This is a genomic window from Thainema salinarum CENA647 (assembly GCF_057732415.1).
The window spans coordinates 2,423,847-2,443,943 of sequence record NZ_JBYJZJ010000022.1; the positions used below are offsets into that span (position 1 = coordinate 2,423,847).

Annotated in this window: 20 protein-coding genes; 10 read left to right on the forward strand and 10 right to left on the reverse strand. The window is 49.7% G+C overall.

The window, feature by feature from the left end; all coding sequences use genetic code 11:
* Positions 1–335: 335 nt before the first annotated feature.
* Positions 336–977, reverse strand: coding sequence for a TetR/AcrR family transcriptional regulator (locus AC286M_RS17610; protein WP_488205634.1), 642 nt, complete (start codon positions 975–977; stop codon positions 336–338).
* A gap of 133 nt (positions 978–1,110) precedes the next feature.
* Here AC286M_RS17610 and AC286M_RS17615 point away from each other — a divergent pair, with 133 nt between their 5' ends.
* On the forward strand, positions 1,111–2,082 hold the full coding sequence (locus AC286M_RS17615; protein ID WP_488205635.1) for a Rieske 2Fe-2S domain-containing protein: 972 nt from the start codon (positions 1,111–1,113) through the stop codon (positions 2,080–2,082).
* A gap of 241 nt (positions 2,083–2,323) precedes the next feature.
* Complete coding sequence (locus tag AC286M_RS17620; RefSeq protein ID WP_488205636.1) at positions 2,324–2,947, forward strand: Uma2 family endonuclease; 624 nt, start codon at positions 2,324–2,326, stop codon at positions 2,945–2,947.
* 97 nt (positions 2,948–3,044) lie between these two features.
* On the opposite strand, the gene AC286M_RS17625 is transcribed toward AC286M_RS17620, so the two are convergent.
* From AC286M_RS17625 to AC286M_RS17645, 5 genes are all read right to left on the reverse strand, one after another.
* Positions 3,045–3,521: a Dps family protein gene (locus tag AC286M_RS17625; RefSeq protein WP_488205637.1), complete on the reverse strand. Its 477-nt coding sequence runs from the start codon at positions 3,519–3,521 to the stop codon at positions 3,045–3,047.
* 235 nt (positions 3,522–3,756) lie between these two features.
* Entirely contained in the window at positions 3,757–4,410 is a 654-nt protein-coding gene (locus AC286M_RS17630) for a WD40 repeat domain-containing protein (protein ID WP_488208848.1), read from the reverse strand.
* Between the two features lie 20 nt (positions 4,411–4,430).
* Positions 4,431–5,174 carry a hypothetical protein gene (locus AC286M_RS17635; RefSeq protein WP_488202632.1) on the reverse strand — a complete coding sequence of 248 codons (744 nt, stop codon included), beginning with the start codon at positions 5,172–5,174 and terminating at the stop codon, positions 4,431–4,433.
* A 40-nt stretch (positions 5,175–5,214) separates the two neighbouring features.
* A complete protein-coding gene (locus AC286M_RS17640; protein WP_488203899.1) occupies positions 5,215–5,697 on the reverse strand; it encodes a hypothetical protein in 483 nt (160 codons plus the stop codon).
* Between the two features lie 58 nt (positions 5,698–5,755).
* Positions 5,756–7,417 carry a WD40 repeat domain-containing protein gene (locus AC286M_RS17645; protein ID WP_488205638.1) on the reverse strand — a complete coding sequence of 554 codons (1,662 nt, stop codon included), beginning with the start codon at positions 7,415–7,417 and terminating at the stop codon, positions 5,756–5,758.
* On the opposite strand from AC286M_RS17645, the gene AC286M_RS17650 reads away from it, so the two are divergent.
* A protein-coding gene (locus AC286M_RS17650; protein ID WP_488203071.1) for an ISKra4 family transposase occupies positions 7,416–8,500 on the forward strand; the annotation gives its coding sequence in 2 pieces (ribosomal slippage) (positions 7,416–7,602 and positions 7,602–8,500; 1,086 coding nt in all). The two genes, AC286M_RS17645 and AC286M_RS17650, sit on opposite strands and share 2 nt — an antisense overlap.
* Here AC286M_RS17650 and AC286M_RS17655 read toward each other — a convergent pair.
* The 3 genes from AC286M_RS17655 to AC286M_RS17665 form a co-directional block, all read right to left on the reverse strand.
* Complete coding sequence (locus tag AC286M_RS17655) at positions 8,472–9,809, reverse strand: AAA-like domain-containing protein (RefSeq protein ID WP_488205639.1); 1,338 nt, start codon at positions 9,807–9,809, stop codon at positions 8,472–8,474. The two genes, AC286M_RS17650 and AC286M_RS17655, sit on opposite strands and share 29 nt — an antisense overlap.
* A 218-nt stretch (positions 9,810–10,027) precedes the next feature.
* Positions 10,028–11,047: an AAA-like domain-containing protein gene (locus AC286M_RS17660; RefSeq protein ID WP_488205640.1), complete on the reverse strand. Its 1,020-nt coding sequence runs from the start codon at positions 11,045–11,047 to the stop codon at positions 10,028–10,030.
* Positions 11,048–11,205: 158 nt separating this feature from the next.
* A complete protein-coding gene (locus AC286M_RS17665) occupies positions 11,206–11,421 on the reverse strand; it encodes a hypothetical protein (RefSeq protein ID WP_488205641.1) in 216 nt (71 codons plus the stop codon).
* Positions 11,422–11,463: 42 nt separating this feature from the next.
* Here AC286M_RS17665 and AC286M_RS17670 point away from each other — a divergent pair, with 42 nt between their 5' ends.
* Complete coding sequence (locus tag AC286M_RS17670) at positions 11,464–11,868, forward strand: GNAT family N-acetyltransferase (protein ID WP_488205642.1); 405 nt, start codon at positions 11,464–11,466, stop codon at positions 11,866–11,868.
* Between the two features lie 117 nt (positions 11,869–11,985).
* Here the strand turns inward: AC286M_RS17670 and AC286M_RS17675 are convergent, their stop codons facing one another.
* Complete coding sequence (locus tag AC286M_RS17675) at positions 11,986–12,327, reverse strand: hypothetical protein (protein ID WP_488205643.1); 342 nt, start codon at positions 12,325–12,327, stop codon at positions 11,986–11,988.
* Positions 12,328–12,614: 287 nt separating this feature from the next.
* On the opposite strand from AC286M_RS17675, the gene AC286M_RS17680 reads away from it, so the two are divergent.
* The 6 genes from AC286M_RS17680 to AC286M_RS17705 all read left to right on the forward strand — a co-directional run bounded on the left by AC286M_RS17680 (position 12,615) and on the right by AC286M_RS17705 (position 20,056).
* On the forward strand, positions 12,615–13,886 hold the full coding sequence (locus AC286M_RS17680; RefSeq protein ID WP_488205644.1) for an FGGY-family carbohydrate kinase: 1,272 nt from the start codon (positions 12,615–12,617) through the stop codon (positions 13,884–13,886).
* 253 nt (positions 13,887–14,139) lie between these two features.
* Positions 14,140–15,315 (forward strand): ABC transporter ATP-binding protein, encoded by a 1,176-nt coding sequence (locus AC286M_RS17685; RefSeq protein WP_488205645.1) that lies wholly within the window; start codon positions 14,140–14,142, stop codon positions 15,313–15,315.
* Positions 15,316–15,395: 80 nt separating this feature from the next.
* On the forward strand, positions 15,396–16,703 hold the full coding sequence (locus tag AC286M_RS17690) for an ABC transporter substrate-binding protein (protein WP_488205646.1): 1,308 nt from the start codon (positions 15,396–15,398) through the stop codon (positions 16,701–16,703).
* A gap of 13 nt (positions 16,704–16,716) precedes the next feature.
* Positions 16,717–17,574 carry an ABC transporter permease gene (locus tag AC286M_RS17695; protein WP_488205647.1) on the forward strand — a complete coding sequence of 286 codons (858 nt, stop codon included), beginning with the start codon at positions 16,717–16,719 and terminating at the stop codon, positions 17,572–17,574.
* A gap of 181 nt (positions 17,575–17,755) precedes the next feature.
* A complete protein-coding gene (locus AC286M_RS17700) occupies positions 17,756–18,574 on the forward strand; it encodes an ABC transporter permease (RefSeq protein WP_488205648.1) in 819 nt (272 codons plus the stop codon).
* A 105-nt stretch (positions 18,575–18,679) separates the two neighbouring features.
* Positions 18,680–20,056 (forward strand): AAA-like domain-containing protein, encoded by a 1,377-nt coding sequence (locus tag AC286M_RS17705; protein WP_488205649.1) that lies wholly within the window; start codon positions 18,680–18,682, stop codon positions 20,054–20,056.
* Positions 20,057–20,097 lie beyond the last annotated feature (41 nt).

Sequence of the window (20,097 nt, forward strand, 5' to 3'; positions counted from 1 at the left end):
TAAAAATGGCATCATGTCCAAAATGCGCCACTAATCGGTCATAAATCTGTCCGGCTAACGGCTGAACAAGTTTTGAGTGCTGGTAAGTGATGTTTGATGCTTTATAAAAAGTTAAAACTACTCGAAAGGACCTATACAATCCAAAACAGTTTGGTGGTCATCCTTGTATCCGTGCCACAATTCCAAATCGTAGGGTGGTTATACTGAACGTTTCCACCTAAACACCGCAATTGGTATGTTTAGGCTGACAGATTTCTACCTAAACACCCAATTTGGCGGTTTAGGTAGACTATTTCCGTCTAATTAATAGTTAGGCGGCTTAAGCAGGTATGCGTTTAAGCCGCTATACCTGCAAGAATAAACTCGACAGCCGTTTCTGTTTGCTGCTTGACCATGTCAGAACTTAGAAGGTCTTTATTAGAGTCAAGGTATTTCAGGTTTTCATGGGCATCGAAGTAAAACGAGCAGATACCCAAAATATTAATTGCTGTTAGAAACGGATCAACCTGGCGGAATTTTTTCTCAGCGATTCCTCGTTCCAAGATTTCTACAATCGTTTGAAAACCCGCTTGCCATCCTGTCTCTGCACCATAGCGACCTTGGTTCTGAATAGCTTCCTGGAACCATAGCATTCCATGCCAGCGATTGCTGACCTCAAATCCGATATAGTTTCGGACAACTGCCTCTAGCGCCTGATCGGCAGACAGCTTTTCCCAATCAATGTTTTGAAAGGCGTTGTTAATGTCGTCAACAAGCTGCTGTAAAACCGATCGGTAAAGGGTTTCCTTGTTTTTAAAGTAGTAACAAAGCATTGCTTTTGTGACGCCGCTACGAGATGCGATCGCCTCTGTCCGTGCGCCAGACAAACCGTACTGTGCAAATTCTTCAATCGCAGCCGACAGAATATTAGCCTTTGTGACTTCCGGATTACGGCTTTGCTTTTCCTTTTTGGCAGCAGAGTTAGACAATTTGGGCATGACCTAGGTTGATCCAGCAAACAGACGACTGTATCCAGCCTACCCCCTGGTTTTCCATCAGAGATACTTGACAGATTAATTAAACATCCGTTTAATTAACTAAACAAGTGTTTAATTAGAGGTTCGATACGTTATGCTTCCCATTCTTCCCGGTGCGCCTTGGCTCATAGCCCATAAGTCTATGCTGGAGGTCAACAAACCATATAAAATCACGCTGAATGGTCAAGATTACGTCCTTTGGCAGAATGCCGCTGGAGAGGTTTTTGCTCTTAACAATATTTGTCCACATATGCAAGCTCCGTTGTCCAATGGATGGATTTGTGAGGAGCGTAATTCGATCACCTGCCCGTTTCATGCTGTGGAATTCGATGGGTCAGGGCATTTGTTGCGAGATTGTGGGTTAAGCCGTGTACCGCTAGCCGAACCATTAGAGTTGATTGTTGATGGTGACTTCATTTGGACTTATGGTGGGTTTGATCCTCGGCTACCTATTCCCGAGTTACATAGGAAAGTTGCATCTGAATATGAATTTTTGGGAGTGACTGCTCTGAGAAGTATTCAAAATAGCTTCTTGAGTAGCCTGATGATCAATTATGATCACGATCATCAAAATGGTACTCACAGAGAGTTTTTCAAGGTCAAATCCACTCGATCTACATTTCTTGAAAAAGATGGTATTTACGCTAAAGTTTCTCAGGTAGCTGAGAAAGATGACTACACAGCAGAAGAGATTGAAGCCAATCCGATGCTAGGAGCAATTCCGGAAGTGATGGAAAATTTCCTTGAATATGTTTTTCCATCAACTCAGTTCTTTTGCTTGAATTCTCCTGATGTCAAAACATATCAAGGACATATTCTTTATCCAGAGACAGAGGATACGACTAAGACTTTCATCCTGCTCTATGCAAAATTTAGCAATCCTGAATTAAAACCAATCATGCAGGATTCTCTACTCAATGCAGCTTCGATTGTGGTTCAACAAGATGCGGATTGCCTTGAAAGTTTATACCCAAGGCAAAAAGCTAAGCTTCATCTGCCAAATGAAGAGATTATGTTCTACGCAGAAGAACTTTACAAAAACTGGAACCATTCATTAGCAGCCTAACACTTCGTTGGTGCGGACGGCACAAAGGTTATCGGTGAGAGTTCAAGCCTGTCTGCCGCCGCACAACTTCACCGTTAGTCCGATCGCACTTTTCCAAAGCTCAAATAGAAGGTGGGTAGGAGTAGTAAGGTGCGATCGCACTTTTCCAATACTCAAACAGAAGGTGCGAATAGAAAGTGCGATCGCACTTTCTAAATTTTTCTAGAGTAGACTGAAGGCACCAATGGGACAGAGTTGGCTTATGACTATTGCGTTCAACCAGCCAATACAACAGTCGCTCGACTTTGATCAGTTCCTCAACCGTTATGGTGGGGATAAGCGCTATGAGCTGATTGATGGAGAGGTGTTTGACTTGGAACCAACAGGTCAGCATGAGGAAGTAGCCGCCTTCATTACTCGAAAGCTTTGCGTCCAAATCGACAGCACAGATTTATCGTGGTTTGTGCTTCAACGCGGATTGTTGCGCCCTTCTAACATCGGTATGACGGCATTTCGACCGGATGTGGCAGTTATTGACCAAGGTGAATTGCCCCAAGAACCGCTTTGGCCTGACCAATCGATCTTGACTCTAGGCCGTTCGATTAAATTCATCGCCGAAGTTATCAGCAGCAACTGGCAAAACGACTATGCTCGTAAAGTTGAAGACTATGCAGCTTTAGGTATCCCCGAATATTGGATTGCAGACTATGCGGGATTGGGCGGAACTCGATACATCGGTAAACCCAAACAGCCCACTCTTTCTATCTGTACGCTGGTCGATGGAGAGTACGAAATTCAGTGCCTTCGAGGTAATCAAACCATCGACTCGCCAACTTTTCCAGAATTGAAGCTAACGGCTGAACAAATTTTGAGTGCTGGTAAATGATGATTGTGGAGCTTGTATGGTGCGATCGCACTTTCCTAATATCCAAGTATGAAGATAGGAATAGAAAGTGCGATCGCAATCATGTAATCGTGTGCCACTAGCCCAGTAAGCTTCTCAGCATCCAGGCTGTTTTTTCGTGAACTTGCATCCGTTGGGTGAGCAAATCCGCCGTAGGTTCATCGCTCGATCGCTCCACCACTGGAAAGATTGAACGGGCCGTGCGGACGACCGCTTCCTGACCTTCCACCAGCTTGCGGATCATGTCCTCTGCGTTTGGGACACCCTCCTCTTCGTCGATGGATGAGAGCTGGGCAAACTGTTGATACGTTCCAGGAGCCGGAAAGCCCAAAGCCCTGATCCGTTCAGCAATCAGATCCACCGCTAAAGCCAGCTCGTTATACTGCTGCTCAAACATGAGGTGCAACGTCTGGAACATGGGCCCAGTCACGTTCCAGTGGAAGTTGTGAGTTTTCAGATACAGGGTATATGTATCGGCGAGCAGTTTGGAAAGCCCTTCGGCAATCTCGCGCCGATCCTGTTCTTTAATTCCAATATCAATTGGCATCGACTGCATCCTGTTTACCTCCTAAAACGTTTGATCATGCGATCGCTTTTATTACAGCACTGATGGTCTAGTACTTCCAGAAAGAAATTGTGAAACCGCTCTAGTCATCAGACTCATACACGGCTGAGTTGTTGTACCCAATGTTGTATCCAAGTTCTCAATCCTACTGACGGCTGTTTCTGTAAACGACGGCGATAGCTGAGGTAGCGCCATTCCATCTATACGCCTGCCATCGTCAGCTTTACTAGTAGGTGCAGAGAGTGCGATCGCGGTTACTCAAATTTTGATTATTCGCTAAATAATCTGCTAGCCAACCGCAGGCATAGTCTACTGGATCGAGATTCAGGATTGGGTCAAGATCCCACTGAATAATAGTTTTATCGCCACTAGACGAATAGAGCGTCTGTCCGTCAGGGCTAAACACCACGCTTTGCACAATCGCCGTATGGCGAGACAAGGTGGTCAGCAGCGAACCATCTGCCGGATTCCAGAGTTTAATCGTCTTGTCGTTTCCGGCTGAGGCCAAAATGGATGGTCGCCCCGAGGCATCCGAGGCAATGGGGGAAAACTCCAGCCCCCAAAGTCCATCGGTATGTCCCGTTAGCGTGCGAATCAGCGAACCATTTGCTGGATTCCAGAGTTTAACGGTTTTATCAGCACTGGCCGAAGCCAGCAGCGCACCGTCGGGACTATAGGCCACACTGCGAACCGCTTCTGTGTGTCCTGTTAGAGTTGCAATTTTTTCACCTGTGTCGGATTGCCAGAGTTGAACAGTGCGATCGCGGTTTGCCGTAGCAATCTGGTTACCGTTGGGCTGCCAGGCTAGGTTATAGATTAAGGTGTCTAAATCCAGCGGAATATCTGTAACCGTTTGGCTGTCCCAATGCCAAAGCTTAATTGACTGATCCTAGTTCCAACTTATTTTGTGTCAGCGTTCCTGAGCAATGGTCTTCTGCCATTCAACGATGAGGCAATCAGCCAATTGCGAACCCAGTTGTCGTGATAGCGGAAGCCGTTGAGTTGCTCAAAGGGGCATAAGCACCCGCCCATTGCTTTGCGAGTCTTGCGACAAAAGGGATGGAAGTTCCAGAGTAAGGCCATCGAGCGCACCGACTGTTCCGCCGAGTCCCAGAATCCATGAAAATCTTGCATGGCATACAAGATGCGGTCAAGATAGTTCATCGGACGGTCAACCTGATTGCTGGTGCGATAGGCGTCAGGGAAGTCAAAGGCGCGTTGGAAGACGTGAGATTTGTCGTTGAGGCGTCGCAAGCGAGCGTCAATGGCCTGGGGCAACGCGTGGGTGTTCACCCACTCCAGCAACCGACGCAACCGTTGAGCAAAGTGACGTTTGCTCTGGCCCCGATACAGATGCCAAAGCTTGTCGGCTAGTTGCTGACCCAGGACTGGTTTAGAGCGGCACCCATCGCGAATTTTAATCACCTCATGCAGGAAGCACAGAATCCAGACCAGGCCAGGGAATAGCTCCTCCCAAGCGGCTCGGGTGGCCTCCCAACCATCAGTCGTCACCGTCTCGGGCGCATAGTCGGGAACATGATGGGCAGCTTCCTGCTGGAATACCCCATAGGCTGCGGTTAATCCATCCTGACCCGCATTGGCACTGAGACTGGCTCCCAGGACGCACCCTTGCGCCGCTGTCACTGCCAGATAGACTCGCTGCCCGTGCCAATCACAATGCTTCTCATCGGCAACTAGATGGGGGGAGCGCCGTTTCCCTTTTGAGGGTACTGCCCACAATCGAGGCTCGACCGAACGACTGACAGAGCCGATACCAGTGCATCTCAGAACGGCCCAGCACATAGGCAATCCCCTCATACGACAGGCCATGCTTTCTTAAATAGAGCGCTTTGTCGGCCATCTCCGCCGTCTCGCTCATGTACGGCATCACCAAATCGGGACGCAGTTGATAAGCCTCTCCGGTACTCGGCAGCAAAATCCGCCGGGTCTTGAGCTGTTGACGAGAGGACTCGACCCATCCGTGAAAGCGATAGCCTGCCTCAATCCCGTCGGGAAACAGTTCCGGGTGGGATGCGATCTGCTCGTTGAGATACTGGCGAAAGGCTTCCCGGTCTTCTACTAAGACCTCGTAGTCAAGGTCGTCTGCAATGGGCAGACAAATCGTTTTATCGCCTGCTGTGCCACGCTTGCGTCGTTGCTGAGCCATCGGCTTTGGCCTGCTGAACTCTCTGCCTCAATTCTACTCAACACAAACTTGGGTGGAACTAGGACTGATCAACATCGCTTACTGCAAGCGTTCGACTATCAGGACTGAAGACTAAACCGCTTTGGGCCGTTAACTGTAACTGGTTCATGGCTGCTGGAGCGCCATCTTGCTTCCAGAGTTTCAACTGGCGATCAAAACTGGTGGACGCCAAGGTTTGTCCATCGGGACTGAACGCAAGCTTCACGATGGGTGCATTGTGGGCTTTGACCGAGGATAGCAGCGTGCCATCATTCTGCCAGAGTTTAATGGTCTGATCGGAACCTGCGGAGGCTAGAATGCTTCCGTCGGGACTCATGGCTAACGCCAAAACTGCAGCGGTATGTCCACTCCAGACGGAATAAAGAGGCGAATCAAATTTCCAGAGTAGAACTGCTTGCTCATCGCCCCGACCCGATGACACTAGATATTGACCATCAGGACTAAAGTCAATCGACTTGCCGACGTTTGTAATGCCTGGGAAAGCCAAAATCGGCGTTCCATCCTGTTGCCAAAAGCGGACTTCGTGATCTTCGCTGGTTGACAGCAGCATTTGGCCATCAGGACTAAAGCAAACACTGGTCACTGCTGAGGTGTGACCCACTAGCGTCTTGAGCAATTCACCACTGCGGCTCCAGATCCGCACCGTATTATCAGAGCTAGAAGTAGCAATGCGCTGACCATCGGGACTGAAGACCAAATTCGTCACCGTAGATGTATGCCCATTCAGCGTAGTGATGAGCTGCCCCGTATCCGGTTGCCACAGCTTAATCGTGGTATCGGCACTAGCAGACGCAAGCATCTGACCATCAGGACTAAAAACCACGGCCCGCACCATTGCCTGATGACCTTCTAGGGTGCGCAGCAACGTACCATCCGGTCGCCAGAGTTGAATTGTTCCACCAATACTGCCAGAGGCTAGCGTATTTCCGTCCGGGCTGAATCCCAAACTAATCACCGGGGTACGATGAGCCTTGATCGTATTTAGCAGTTCTCCTGTGGTTTGCCAAAGTTGGATTGTGCCACTGCCACCGCTAGCAGCCAACATTTGACCGTTAGGGCTAAATTGAATCGCGGAAACTCGCTGATCGTGTGTTGCCAGTGTCGCCAATAGTCTGCCGTCGGGTCGCCAGAGTTTGACTGTTGCATCTTCACTGGCAGAGGCAATCAGACGACCATCAGGACTGTAGAGTACTTGCTGAATTTCGCCAGTATGGCCTGAAAATCGGTTCACCTCGTTGATGCCAAAGATAATCCGCCGCAGCACGGCATCTGTCTGATCGATTAACTCTGGATTAGGCTGGCGCAGTTGCCTCAGTTGCTGATCAGCGTGGAGTGTCTGAATCATTGAATCTAACCGCCTACCCGCATCGAACCAGCCTTGGGCAGAAGCCAATAGCGCGTCTACTTCACTTTCTTTCGCTCGCTGTTCATTGGCTTGAGCGCGATAAGATTCGCTGACGGCAATGCTCCCTAAACCAGCAGAAACCAAGCAGGCCGCACCGATAATTCCTAACAGCTTCTTCTGGAGCCGATTATGCCACTGCTGCTGCTGGAGCTGAGCTGCGATCGCAACTGACCGTTCGGCTTCTAAGGCCTGTTGCACTTCTTTGCGATGGGAGCACGTCATCCGCTGAGGAGATGAAAATATAATGGAGTGAGTGCCCTTATCGGATCCTGACATGACTCCAGACCAGCGCGACCAAATGCAGCATCACGTCAACGCTTTAGCACAGATCCTCTATGACGACGCCAAGGAACAGGGGATGAGGATGACGAGCTTAGGCGAAATCGAGCAAACGGTCCGTGAGCAAGTGCACCGTCATGTGTCACCCAACTTAGGTCTTTTTTTATCGACACAAGCGTCGGCAAAGATGAAGGAGAAACCCGAAAGCTAACCAGCATCCTTGGCATATTGCAGGTTGGCCGACAGCAGGCCAAGCGGCTTGGAGTCAAGCCCAGAGTCCAGTTCAGCCCCCTGGTCGAGCTGTGTTGTCTGCAGATGGGAGCAACGGTGTCCTTCGTGCAGGCGAGTCGGGATGTTGAACTGCTCACCGGGGTCACCGTGAGCGCCAAGAGTGTCGAGCGCATCGTAGGGCGCAATCCGATTGAGTCATCGGCTCCAGAGGAGACAGTCAAGGAGATGGCTCTCGATGGCGGGATGGTTCGCCTAGTGACTCCGAGCGGAGAGCCCAGCGAGTGGAAGCAGTACAAGGCGGTGCGGCTGGACGGTGACGGTGTGGGTATGGCCTGGTTTGACGACAATGATGCGCTGTTGGCCTGGCTCAGGAGCCTTTGCTGGGCCAGTGTTGTGTTCTGCTTAGGAGACGGACACAGCGGCATTTGGTCGCTCTACCAACAGATGGAGAGGCTCACTCGCCAGGAGGTCTTGGACTGGTATCACCTGATGGAGAACCTGTATAAAGTGGGCGGTTCCCTTCAACGGCTCAACCAGGCCAGACACCTTCTGTGGCACGGTCAGGTCGATGAGGCCAGTGCCCTGTTTGCGGGGCTCAACTCTCAGCAGTCTCAACGATTTGGGAGGTATCTGGAGCGACATCGCGCTCGGATTGTCAACTACAGGTACTACCAGCAAGAGGGGATGCCGATTGGCTCAGGCCCGGTCGAATCACTCATCAAGCAGATTGATGCCAGAGTGCAGGTCGCAGGTGCGCAGTGGAACCCTCAGAATGTTCCTCAAATTCTGGCGCTCCGCTGCGCTTACCTGAACAACCAGCTCAACCTTTATTCTCTCGCCAGCGGATGACGTGCTCCCCTTTGCGATCGCAGGCTTCACTGGCTACCAGAAATTGATAGTCAGCATCACTCAGAACTTTGTCTCTGGCCCAAAGTTGAGCTTCTTGTAACGCCTGTCCCCGCAGCCGCCGCGACTGATCTTGACGTTTTGCAGCAATCCACGCGCTAAAGGTTTGAGAATAAGGACGCAGCTGTTCCAGTTGCTCATCCACCCAGTCCAAATTAAACACAGCTTGATAAATGGGATTTTTGATAACTAGATGTCCAGCTTGTTTTTTGACGAGTCCGGACAGCAGTAGATCCGTTTGGGCAGAGCTTTGATCAAGCGGGACAGACTGGTGCTGCAAAATATGCTGATAAATGCCCAAACGGCGGCCAATCCGGTTATCGGGTCGTAAGATGCGATCGCGGATCGTCCGGAGATGCTCCGGTTCATCCTGGGCTTCCCACTGATGAATAATGCGATCGCGCACCAGTGCTTCAACCCACAGTGATTCAGCCTGAATTGGCAGAAAGGCTGCATTATCGGCTAGGTCATGGTTCACCTGCCGGATAATACTGCACAATTTCTGAGTGAGAAACGGTTGGCCACCGCTCCAGATCAGCACTTCTCTTAGCACGCGTTGAGCCTGTTCGCGATCGGGCATCAGACCCGGCAGTAGTGGGTAAGCTTCATTAAGCTGCAACCCTTGCAGTTCAATCGCTTGACCAATATTAAATGGGGTTCGTACTTTATCTTGAATCAGATCAGATGGCGTGGCGACACCCAAAATGGCAAAGGTCAAACGCTCGTAAGTGGAGTCAATACTGCGCTGGTTATAGCAGAACCGAATGAGGGCAAAAAAGTCATCGAGCGAGAAGCCAAGGCTGAGAACACTATCCGTTTCGTCGATAAATATACAGAGCTGATCAGCCGGAAACTGCTCCAGCAGTACATCGCGCAAAAAATAATGCAGTTTTTGCACAGGAGACAAATCATCCTGTTCGTGCCACCACGTTTTGTAATTGACGCGGCCAAACAGCTTAAAGCTACGCCAGAGGTCAGCCACCATACCGCGATACCACTGGCTGGGTGTAGTTTGATCACTGCCCAGGCTGGTAATATCAACAGCAGCACAGCGCACTCCTGCTTGGGCTAAACGATGAATGGTGCGCACCATCAGCGATGACTTCCCCATCTGGCGCGAGTCGAGTACGTAGCTAAACTGTCCGGCTAGCAAGGCTTCAAACAGCGCCTCATCTGCTTGCCGCTGCACATAGAATGCGGCTTCGGGAGCAAGGCTACCCCCAACTTGATAGCAAAACGCAGATTCCATCATGAATGGCGATTAAGGAAATCTAAGGCAGGAGATGCACTACAGATGTAATACACCCGATCAACAACCTTATGTCTTTATTATCTACTCATATGAAATTCGGTGGAAAATCCAATTCATTTTGTGTGAAATGCTCGCGAAGCGAGCATTTCACACAAAATGAATTGGATTCTCATACACAGATTTGATATCAGGATCTACTCAGGAATATTGAGCGACTCTCAAATTTCGCATCTATGGCGGAAATAATCGGCATACAATTGACAGCTAAACTGATAGTCTAGGCTGCCTGCTGGTTGAATAATACCCAAACTAACCAAGTGATAGGCAAAGCGAGATGCAATTTGACAGGTTCCTTTTGCTCGCACAAGAGCTTGTATCGCTGCAACCAGCGGTTGCTGCTGAATAACGATGGACCAGCAGCGCTGTAGATAAGACTGATAGATTCCGGCTGGCGTAGCGGCCTGTTCCAGCAACTGGCTGAGTTTTAATTCAGGATTATGAGCGAGATGAGCAATCGCTGCGTGTACAAGATAAGGATGCCCCCCCACCATATTTATGAGCTGGTTCACATCTGTTTCCTGCCAGTTGAAACCGTAGCGTTGAGCAAGTTCATGCACCTGTTCCTGCGTAAACTGAAACAGATTCAACTGTAAGCCAATGTTGAATGGTGATTGATCCACCCGCAACGGTATTGATATTTCGCTAGAGTAGGCCAGAATCCACCGCAGCTTTTGCCAGTCACCAGCGCGCTGAGCTAGCTCGTACCAAAACCGGAGTAGGGCGAGGAAATGATGTGCGATCGCAGGCTGTTCAAAAATCCAATCTAGTTCATCCAGAGTAATTACCAGTGGTTTATCAATCTGTTCCAGCAGGTAATTCTCAAAGTAAATCGTGCAGCTTAATTTACTGTCAATTTCATCATCCCAATAGTCCTCCAAATTGTACTCTAGACCAAGCTGACGTGTAATCTCCGTACAGAACCAGCGCAGTAACTCATTCAGGTCACTGAAGTGAGAGTTGGAAAGTTGCCTAAAGTCAATCTGCACAGTTGTTATACCAGCAGCAGCAGCTTGGCTGATTAAGCGTAAAAGCAGCGAACTTTTACCCATCTTGGGACAAGCACGAATTCGCAGCAAGCTACCAGGTTTCTGTAGTTCTTCACCTACAGTTTCTTCCCATAAGTTGCGCTGAATGTAGAAAGGAGAATCAACTGATAGTGGCTGTCCGAATTGATGCAATCGGTCTGATGGTTGGCCTAACGGTTGATGATAGGAGCGTGATAAATCTATCCTTGCTTTTGCATAGATCATGAAGAAAATATAAAGGAGACTGTACCTCTATTATTGCCCTCATCCATGAGAAGCACACAGCTCGGTTTAATTTATTTGTTAAAGTTCTATAACGCCAAACGCTGATCAACCCATTGCTTTGCCTTGCGAATCGTATCGGCTCGGCTCGGTGCGTAGGGCACAGCCACCGCGCAACCCAGCGCATAATTCGCCCAGGCCGCGTAGATGTCCTGTCCTTGAAACGTGCTGCGGTCAACTTGAATTTCAAAGCCGCGATAGGTAAAGGACAAGACAATGTGGGGATAGTCTGGGTTAATAATCATGCTTGACCAACAAATTGAACTAACAAATCCTACAAGCCGATCATGATCACGTTTTCTGAGCAACGCGATATTCCAATTGAGCAAGTCCTTTCACTCTACCAGGCGAATCAATGGTCTGCCGCTCAGAAACCTGACCTGCTCCAGCAAGCCTTGCTGCATTCTCATTCGCTCGTTTCGGCTTGGAACAGCACACAGCTAGTCGGTATTGGAAACGCCATTTCAGACGGTTTTTTAGTCGTTTATTATCCCCATCTGCTCGTTCATCCTGATTATCAACGGCAAGGCGTTGGTCAGCGCATTATGGCCATTCTCAAGCAGCGCTATCACGGATTTCACATGCAGATCCTAGTGGCTGACCAAGCTGCCGTTTCATTTTATGAAAAGTGTGGATTTAAAAAGGCTGGACAAACGGAATCTATGTGGATTTATGCAGGAGACGATCATTAGCCGAACGCTCGATTATTAATAGACCTTATCGAAAATTGTTTTGTAGCGCGGCTCCGCCGCGCTACAAAACAATTTTCAACCCCAAAAACTTTATTGGAAATAAAGCCTAATTATTTATTACTCATCAAATAGCGATTCCAGCTCAGTCCTAACCGCATTAAAGTTAGCAATGCGGCCCACAACCAGACTCTTCGATTGCACCGATTTCAGCGTTTCCTGCCAATGCTGAATGTCGTCTTCGTGGTGCAGCCAAAACTGCACCATACTTTCCATGACTTGATCCCAGTCCCAATCCGGTTTTCGCAGGGTGGTTTCGGTGGATTGAATGAAGCCGTCCAGGGTGCATTTGTAGCTGCCGACATAGGTGCGGCTACGCTGGGGACTTTGCTCCACCTGCTGTTGATAGTTGAAAAAGTTTAAGATTGGCGAAACACCAACAATATCAAAACTGTAATTCATCGTGATCTCCTAATCTGAAATCAGGACTAGCTACAGATACAGTGCTAAACTATTCCATTCCGTTTGATGTCTAGAAAATGAAATATTTCAAGCCGCTAGCTTGCAATAAAAAAAGACACAAGCATTGCTTGCGCCTCATTGCCTAGACTCTTTGAGATGGTTGACCAAAAGCACATTTGATGTAATCCGCGCAGTCCATATCAAGTATGAATCTGACCGTAAAAGAAGTTAGTTTTTATTAATTGATTGGTATTATAACCAACTCGATTAGGGCTAAGTTGTAGTCTATGAACCTTTATTTACACAATTTCTGTCTAGGGGTGGACTTCGGTACCTCTGGAGCTAGAGCGATCGCAGTTAATCCAGACGGTCAGATCCAGTCCGAAAGCCGTTGCGCTTTTTCGCAATCAGATCAGCAGCCGGATCAGTGGCAAGCGGCGCTGTGGAGTTTACTTGACCAGTTGCCGCTTGAAGTTCGCTGCCGGATAAGTGCGATCGCAGTTAACGGCACCTCTTCAACTGTCTTGCTCTGCGACCGTAACGGTGTGCCAGTGCGATCGCCGCTGCTCTACAACAATGACTGCGGCAAAGCGGTGCTGGATCAGATTCGTCGGTTTGCGCCCGCTGACCATGTGGTGCTGAGTGCCACTTCTAGCTTGGCGAAGCTGCTGTGGTGGGAGACTCAGCCCGATTTTGCTCAGGTTCAGGAATCTTATTTACTGCATCAGGCCGACTGGATTAGCTTTCTGCTGCACGGTCAGCTTGGCATCAGCGACTACCACAACGCGCTCAAGCTGGGCTATGACGTACAGCAGCTTGCCTATCCCGACTGGTTGCGATCGCAGCCTCTACGCAGTCACCTGCCTAAAGTCCTGGCTCCGGGTACCGTTATCGGCCCTGTGACGCCAGAGATTAGCCAGCGCTTTGAGTTGCCCGCAGATTGCGTCGTATATGCAGGCACGACCGACAGCATTGCTGCGTTTCTGGCTAGCGGTGCCCAACATCCCGGCGAAGCGGTGACTTCTCTCGGTTCGACGTTAGTGCTTAAGTTGTTGAGCGAAACGCGGGTTGATCGGGCAGAATATGGCATCTACAGCCATCGGCTCGGCTCGCTCTGGCTGGTCGGCGGCGCATCGAATACGGGGGGCGCGGTGCTACAGCAGTTTTTCTCCTCGGCTGAGCTACAGAAGCTGAGTTCCCAGATTGATCCGGAGCAAGACAGCGGCTTGGATTATTACCCGCTAACTAAATCGGGTGAACGATTTCCGATTAATGATCCTAATTTGCCGCCTCGCATGACTCCCCGACCGGATGATCCGGTGCAGTTTCTCCAGGGTTTGCTAGAAGGAATGGCTCGGATTGAAGCTCAGGGTTATGCCCGCTTGCAGCAGTTGGGCGCATCTCCGCTTCGGCAGGTATTTACAGCGGGAGGGGGTGCCCAGAATCAGGTATGGACAAAACTGCGATCGCGCTACCTTGGCGTCCCCGTTTTTCCTTCAGTTCAAACCGAAGCGGCTTATGGTACAGCCCTGCTGGCCCGTCGGCAAGATCTTGATTGACAGATTGTTATTAATCGAACCATTGAAAAATATAACTAAACGGTTGCGTCTCTCATATTCTGACTCTAGAGTGATTGCAAATCGAGAGTGTATATGATTATACAGTGCTCTCCTGGTAAAGCTTTTTGAATAGGACGTTAGATGTTACGTGGTGCAGCAGAGATTCATTTCTCTAGCAGTTTCTTCGGCTTAAACGTATTTTCATCCTTTTGCCTGACGTTAGGCTGATGCCGTATTCCCTGGGAGCATAAACATGCAGGACGCTCAAGTTATTTCTTCTAGCGCTGAACACTCAGCCTCAATTCCGTTTCAGACTACTGCACAGGGGGTTTCCCTCCGTTCGGTTACCAAAAAATACGGTTCGTTCACCGCCGTTGAAAACATCACCTTAGATATCCCGGCTGGGTCGTACTGCTGTCTGCTGGGGCCGAGCGGCTGCGGTAAAACGACCACCATGCGGATGATTGCGGGTCATGAAGAGATCACGCAAGGGGAGATCTTCATTGGTGATACCAAGATTAACAACTTGCCATCGGCCAAGCGCAACACCGCCATGATGTTTCAGAACTACGCTCTGTTTCCGCACAAAACCGTGTGGCAAAACATCGAGTTTGGCCTCCGAATGCGTAAGGTGCCCGCCGATGAGCGCAAAGTGCGCGTTCAGGAAATGTTGGAAATTGTGGGCCTAGAGAAATTTAGCGATCGCAAACCCAATATGCTCAGCGGTGGACAACAGCAGCGGGTGGCGCTGGCCCGGGCGTTGATTACTCGTCCCCAAGTCCTGCTGCTGGATGAACCGCTCAGCGCCCTGGATGAAAACCTGCGGGTCAAAACGCGCGGCGAACTGCGCAAGCTCCAGCGCCAGTTCGGCATGACGTTTATTCAAGTCACCCACAATCAGGACGAAGCTTATTCGCTCTCCGATCAAATTGTGGTCATGGATCACGGGCGATTGGATCAAGTTGGTACGCCCCAAGAAATCTTTTCACGCCCCATCTCTCGGTTTGTCGCTCAGTTCACGGGCGATAACAATATTTTCTCCGGCGTGGTGCAAAAAGCGACCGAAGACGGCCAGGGCTATCTGATTGAGCTAGCCGTTGATGGTCTTGGAATTCTGTGCTGTCGAGGTGAGTTTGCCCAAGCGGGCACGAAAGCCGCTTGCTGCGTTCGTGCCGATCATCTAGTCCCTCACCCAATTGCGATCGCAGGCAATCTGCCAATCACATCGGCCACAAACCGAGTGACAGCTCGAATTACAGCCATTGAATTTACAGGCTATGTCACCCGCGTCTCCCTTGCGCTTGAAAAAACTGGACAGGAGGTGCTCTACAAAGTCAGAACCCACGATTGGATGCGAGAACCCATGCAGGAAGGCCAAGTTGTCGTCCTCGACTGGCCCGCAGAATACTGCATTTATCTTCCCCATTAACTGGCCCACTCACGGGCCTCACTCACGGGCTCACCTGAATTCTTGATCACGTTTCGTCAACTTACTACTCAAAATCAACCATGTCTAAAATTTCTCGTCGCCGAATGATTCAAACGGGTCTTGCTGCTAGTGCTTTCTTAACAGCAACTCGCTGCTCGTCTGCGCCCAAGGGCACGCCCAACAATCCGGCTACTGGCCCAGAGGTCAACACCAACCAAATTAAGGATGTCACCCTTCGCTTCATCGGCACAGGCGTTTCTCAGATCAACGAAATTCGGGATAAAGCCAAAGAAGACCTGGGCTTCAATCTGGAAATGCGGGCCCTGAGTACCGAAGAAAATAACCAGATCGCTATCACTCAGCCGAAACAGTACGACATCTTTGACGGTGAGTACTTCAGCTTGCCGCTGGTAGTGCCCTCTGGTAATTTACGGCCAATTGAAATTAGCCGCATCACCAACTGGGACAAAATCGTATCCTTCTTCCGGACGGGAGAATTTAACGGCATGCCGGTTGAACAGTCCCAGGGCACGACACCTTACAAAGTGATGTATCTGACAGGCCCCGATTCGGCTGAATTTGCTGATGGGCCAACGGACTACGCTACTCTAATCCCCTTCCAGTACAACGCCGATACGCTAGGCTATCGACCCGACTTAGTGGGTCGCGAAATCCAAAGCTGGGGTGACCTATTTGACGAAGAGTTTCGCGGCAAAACCTCTATCCTCGACATTCCTCAAATTGGCATCATGGATGCAGCAATGGTGGTGGAAGCCTTGGGTTTAATGACCTTCGGCGATAAAGGCGACATGACCAGAGCCGAAATTGACCAGCTGACCGAAATCTTAAAAGAGCAGAAGCGGGCAGGCCAGTTCCGAGCCTTCTGGAAGACATTTGATGAGTCGGTCAACCTGATGTCTTCTGGTGAAGTCGTCCTACAATCCATGTGGTCGCCAGCGGTGACAGCAGTGAAGTCCCAAGGTATTGAGTGCGTTTATGCTCCGCTGAAAGAAGGCTATCGCGGCTGGGGCGGCGGCATTGGTTTGTCGAAGAACCTAGAAGGTATTGCCCTAGACGCGGCCTATGAGTATATCAACTGGATGCTAAATGGCTGGGTGGGTGCTTTCCTTGGTCGCCAGGGCTACTACAGCGCGGCACCGGAAACGGCCAAGCAGTATATGTCTGAGGCAGAATGGGCCTTCTGGTATGAAGGCAAGCCAGCCTCTGAGCCAATGGTTGACCCATTCGATAAGACACTCGAAAAAGAAGGGGCTGTGCGAGATGGTGGTACCTTCGATGAACGCTTCGGCAATATCGTCGTTTGGAACTCAACAATGGCTGAGAATACCTACCTCGTACAGAAGTGGAACGAATTTATCGCGTCGTAATCCTATCTGAACTATGTCTAACACTTGGAAAGCGCTTAAGCCCTATTTCCTGGTTACGCCGCAGACGCTGGTGTTTCTGCTGTTTCTGGTTTTTCCGATCTTGATGATCGGGATTGTCAGTTTTTGGCAGTTCAACGGCTACTCCATGACACCAGCATTCACGCTGGATAACTACAAAGGCATTTTCAGCTCCGATGTGACGCTGAGAACATACTTGAATACCTTCAAGTTCGTGGGATTGGTGTGGTTAGCAACGCTGCTGATTGGCTATCCAGTGGCTTATTTTTTATCCTTTCATGTAACTAATCTGCGCTGGCAAATTTTTCTCTTTTTGTTCTGTACCATTCCCTTTTGGACATCCAATATCATTCGCATGATTTCCTGGATTCCACTGCTGGGCAAAGAGGGACTGGTTAACCAGATGCTGCTGGGTGTGGGAGCCATTGATCAGCCGCTGGAGTTCTTGCTGTATTCTGATTTTGCTGTGGTGCTGGGGATGGTGCATCTCTATATCATTTTTATGATTGCGCCGATTTTCAACAGCCTGATGCGAATCGATCGCACATTAGTTACCGCTGCTGAGGATATGGGGGCATCGGGATTGCAGGTATTTCAAGAAGTTGTTCTGCCGCTGTCGGCTCCCGGTATTGCGATCGGCTCCATTTTTATCGTGACGCTAGTGATGGGTGAGTTTGTCACGGTGCGCCTGATGGGTGGGGGACAGGCGGCATCGGTTGGCAAGCTGATTCAGACCCAAATTGGCAGCTTGCAGTATCCCCTAGCGGCGGCTAATGCCGTCATTTTGCTGATTGTGACGATGATGCTGGTAATTTCAATTTTGCGGGTTGTGGATATTCGCAAAGAGCTGTAGAAAGCTGCTGCTTCTAGATGGAACCTACAGGTCGCTTAGGAGCGTGGATTTAATAAATTGGCAAATTGTAGGGGCGGGTTTAGTAGACCAATCTGCACCATGTCATAGAGTTGACGGCGAAACCCGCCCCTACGCAATATCGAGCTTATTGAATTCACAATCCTTATCACACATATTACTGATGAGTAAACTCATGGAACTCAGGAAAAAGCCGCTCTCGTTTTACATTTTGGCCGTGTTCTTTGGGCTGTTTGTGATCTTTCTCTATGGCCCCATGTTCACGATTTTCATCCTGTCGCTTCAGGGGCCAGATGGAACGCTGACCTTTCCGGTGCGGAGCTTTGGGTTTTACTGGTTAGGCCAGGTTTTCCAAGAGCAGCGGGTTGGTAATTTTGTTGAACCGTTTCAGCGATCGCTAATTTTGGGCATCGTGGTTATGGTGATCGCGGCAGCGTTTTCGGTGATGGCCAGTATGTCCTTTCGTAGTCGATTCAAGGGATCGACGGCGCTGTTCTATCTAGCGATTTCCAGTCTAATTGTGCCCAGTATTCTGATTTCTCTGGGAATTGGCGTCGTTTTCCAGGTTCTAGGTGTCACTACCAACTGGTTTTCGTCTGGACTGGGAGCGCATTTAACCTGGACGCTGCCGATCGCGTTTTTGATTATGCTGGGCATCTTTAATCGCTTTAACCCGTCCTACGAAGAAGCGGCCAAGGATTTGGGTGCAGGTGATAGTCGCACGTTTTGGGAAATTGTGTTTCCCTTAATTGGGCCGAGTTTAATCGGGGTGGGACTACTCACGTTTACGCTGTCCTACGATGAGTTCACCCGCACGTCGCTGATTTCGGGTCAGGATAATACGCTGCCGCTGGAAATTTTTGGCATGACAACCAATGTCACCTCGCCCGCTCTCTATGCGTTGGGCACATTGACTACCCTGTTTTCGTTTTCGATGATTGCGATCGCATTTGCGGCTTATACATTTTTCTCTCGGCGCTAGCTTGAATATGTTGATTTTGAAAAAAATCTTCAGCAGAATGCAGAATTCCTCAATACTAGACTTTGAAACATCGTGTGAATGGGTCAGATCGAATAGGGAACCAGCATGAATCAACCAAAGCGACGGCGACGGCGGGGCGTCATCCTGACGCCGCAGGGTTTTGACAAGTTACAGCAAGCCAAAACCGATGCCGAATTTGAAAATAACCACGGTAATCGCTACACGCTGGAAGCGCTAAGTGAACGAACTGGGCTCGCCGTTGATACTCTGATGAAAGTGCTGGCCTGCGAATCCAAGGTCGATAAGCAAACGCTAAAGTACTGTTTTCGCGCCTTTAACCTGACGTTAGACACTGGCGATTTCTTTTATCCGGATGATTTAGATGACGTGGAGGTTGAAGGCAGCGCGGGCGCTACCGATAGCGATCTAGCTGACGAAATGGTGAGCGGTGACCTAGAGCCCGATCCGCCTGGAGGCCAGGTTCCTATTGGCTCGACGTTCTACGTTGAGCGTGCGGGAATTGAGCCAGAGTGCTACAAAACGGTGCTGCAGCCGGGTGGCCTGGTACGCATCAAAGCACCTCGTCGCGTAGGCAAAACGTCGCTGCTGTCCCGCATTCTGCATCGAGCAGCCCAGCAGGGATGTAAAACCGTTTCGCTCAGTTTCCAGCTGGCGGACAAAGACATTTTTGAAGACCTCGATCTGTTTCTGCGCTGGTTTTGCGCCAATGTGGGCTTGGGGGTTCACCTGCCTAATCAGCTGAATGAGTATTGGGACGACCTATTTGGCAGCAAGATTAGCTGCAAGATCTACTTTGAGCAATATATTCTGACCAAGCTAAATCAGCCGCTGGTACTGGCACTAGACGACGTAGATCGATTGTTCCAGTATCCCGATTTAGCCGATGAGTTCTTTGGATTACTGCGGGCTTGGCATGAAGAAGCCAAAAATCGCGATATTTGGAAGCAGTTGCGCTTGGTGGTGGCGCATTCTACCGAGGTTTATATCCCGCTGAATGTGAATAAGTCGCCGTTTAATGTGGGCTTGCCGGTTGAACTGGACGCGCTGAGTCCAGAGCAGGTGTGTGACTTGGCCCAAAAGTATGAACTGGCATGGTCAGCGGTACAGAATGAGCAGCTGATGCAGTTTACGGGGGGCTATCCATATCTGGTACAACTGGCGTTTTATCACCTATGGCATCAGGACGTGACGTTTGAGCAAGTGATCAACTCAAGTGCGATCGCATCTGGCATTTATGAAGATCATCTCCAGCGTCAGCTTTGGAGTCTCCAGCAAAATAGCGATCTATCTGCGGCCTTTGCTCAGGTCGTTGCGGCGAAACAGCCCGTTAACCTGGATTTAACCCAAGCCTTTAAATTGCAGAGTCTCGGTTTGGTTCGGTTACAAAGTAATCAGGCAATTCCCAGTTGCGAACTCTATAGCCGCTACTTTAGTGAGCGCCTGAACGCACTGCCCCAGTAGCGCTTGGCTCCCTTTGACTGTCTTTATTGGCTGTCGTTGTT

What these genes read in the sequence shown, in the direction of transcription:
- AC286M_RS17655 (WP_488205639.1), bottom strand. Translation starts at nt 9,809, where the DNA reads ATGATGGAATCTGCGTTTTGCTATCAAGTTGGGGGTAGCCTTGCTCCC.
- AC286M_RS17680 (WP_488205644.1), top strand. Translation starts at nt 12,615, where the DNA reads ATGAACCTTTATTTACACAATTTCTGTCTAGGGGTGGACTTCGGTACC.
- AC286M_RS17695 (WP_488205647.1), top strand. Translation starts at nt 16,717, where the DNA reads ATGTCTAACACTTGGAAAGCGCTTAAGCCCTATTTCCTGGTTACGCCG.
- AC286M_RS17645 (WP_488205638.1), bottom strand. Translation starts at nt 7,417, where the DNA reads ATGTCAGGATCCGATAAGGGCACTCACTCCATTATATTTTCATCTCCT.
- AC286M_RS17640 (WP_488203899.1), bottom strand. Translation starts at nt 5,697, where the DNA reads ATGGCTCAGCAACGACGCAAGCGTGGCACAGCAGGCGATAAAACGATT.
- AC286M_RS17625 (WP_488205637.1), bottom strand. Translation starts at nt 3,521, where the DNA reads ATGCAGTCGATGCCAATTGATATTGGAATTAAAGAACAGGATCGGCGC.
- AC286M_RS17685 (WP_488205645.1), top strand. Translation starts at nt 14,140, where the DNA reads ATGCAGGACGCTCAAGTTATTTCTTCTAGCGCTGAACACTCAGCCTCA.
- AC286M_RS17665 (WP_488205641.1), bottom strand. Translation starts at nt 11,421, where the DNA reads ATGATTATTAACCCAGACTATCCCCACATTGTCTTGTCCTTTACCTAT.
- AC286M_RS17690 (WP_488205646.1), top strand. Translation starts at nt 15,396, where the DNA reads ATGTCTAAAATTTCTCGTCGCCGAATGATTCAAACGGGTCTTGCTGCT.
- AC286M_RS17615 (WP_488205635.1), top strand. Translation starts at nt 1,111, where the DNA reads ATGCTTCCCATTCTTCCCGGTGCGCCTTGGCTCATAGCCCATAAGTCT.
- AC286M_RS17675 (WP_488205643.1), bottom strand. Translation starts at nt 12,327, where the DNA reads ATGAATTACAGTTTTGATATTGTTGGTGTTTCGCCAATCTTAAACTTT.
- AC286M_RS17700 (WP_488205648.1), top strand. Translation starts at nt 17,756, where the DNA reads ATGAGTAAACTCATGGAACTCAGGAAAAAGCCGCTCTCGTTTTACATT.
- AC286M_RS17705 (WP_488205649.1), top strand. Translation starts at nt 18,680, where the DNA reads ATGAATCAACCAAAGCGACGGCGACGGCGGGGCGTCATCCTGACGCCG.
- AC286M_RS17610 (WP_488205634.1), bottom strand. Translation starts at nt 977, where the DNA reads ATGCCCAAATTGTCTAACTCTGCTGCCAAAAAGGAAAAGCAAAGCCGT.
- AC286M_RS17620 (WP_488205636.1), top strand. Translation starts at nt 2,324, where the DNA reads ATGACTATTGCGTTCAACCAGCCAATACAACAGTCGCTCGACTTTGAT.
- AC286M_RS17670 (WP_488205642.1), top strand. Translation starts at nt 11,464, where the DNA reads ATGATCACGTTTTCTGAGCAACGCGATATTCCAATTGAGCAAGTCCTT.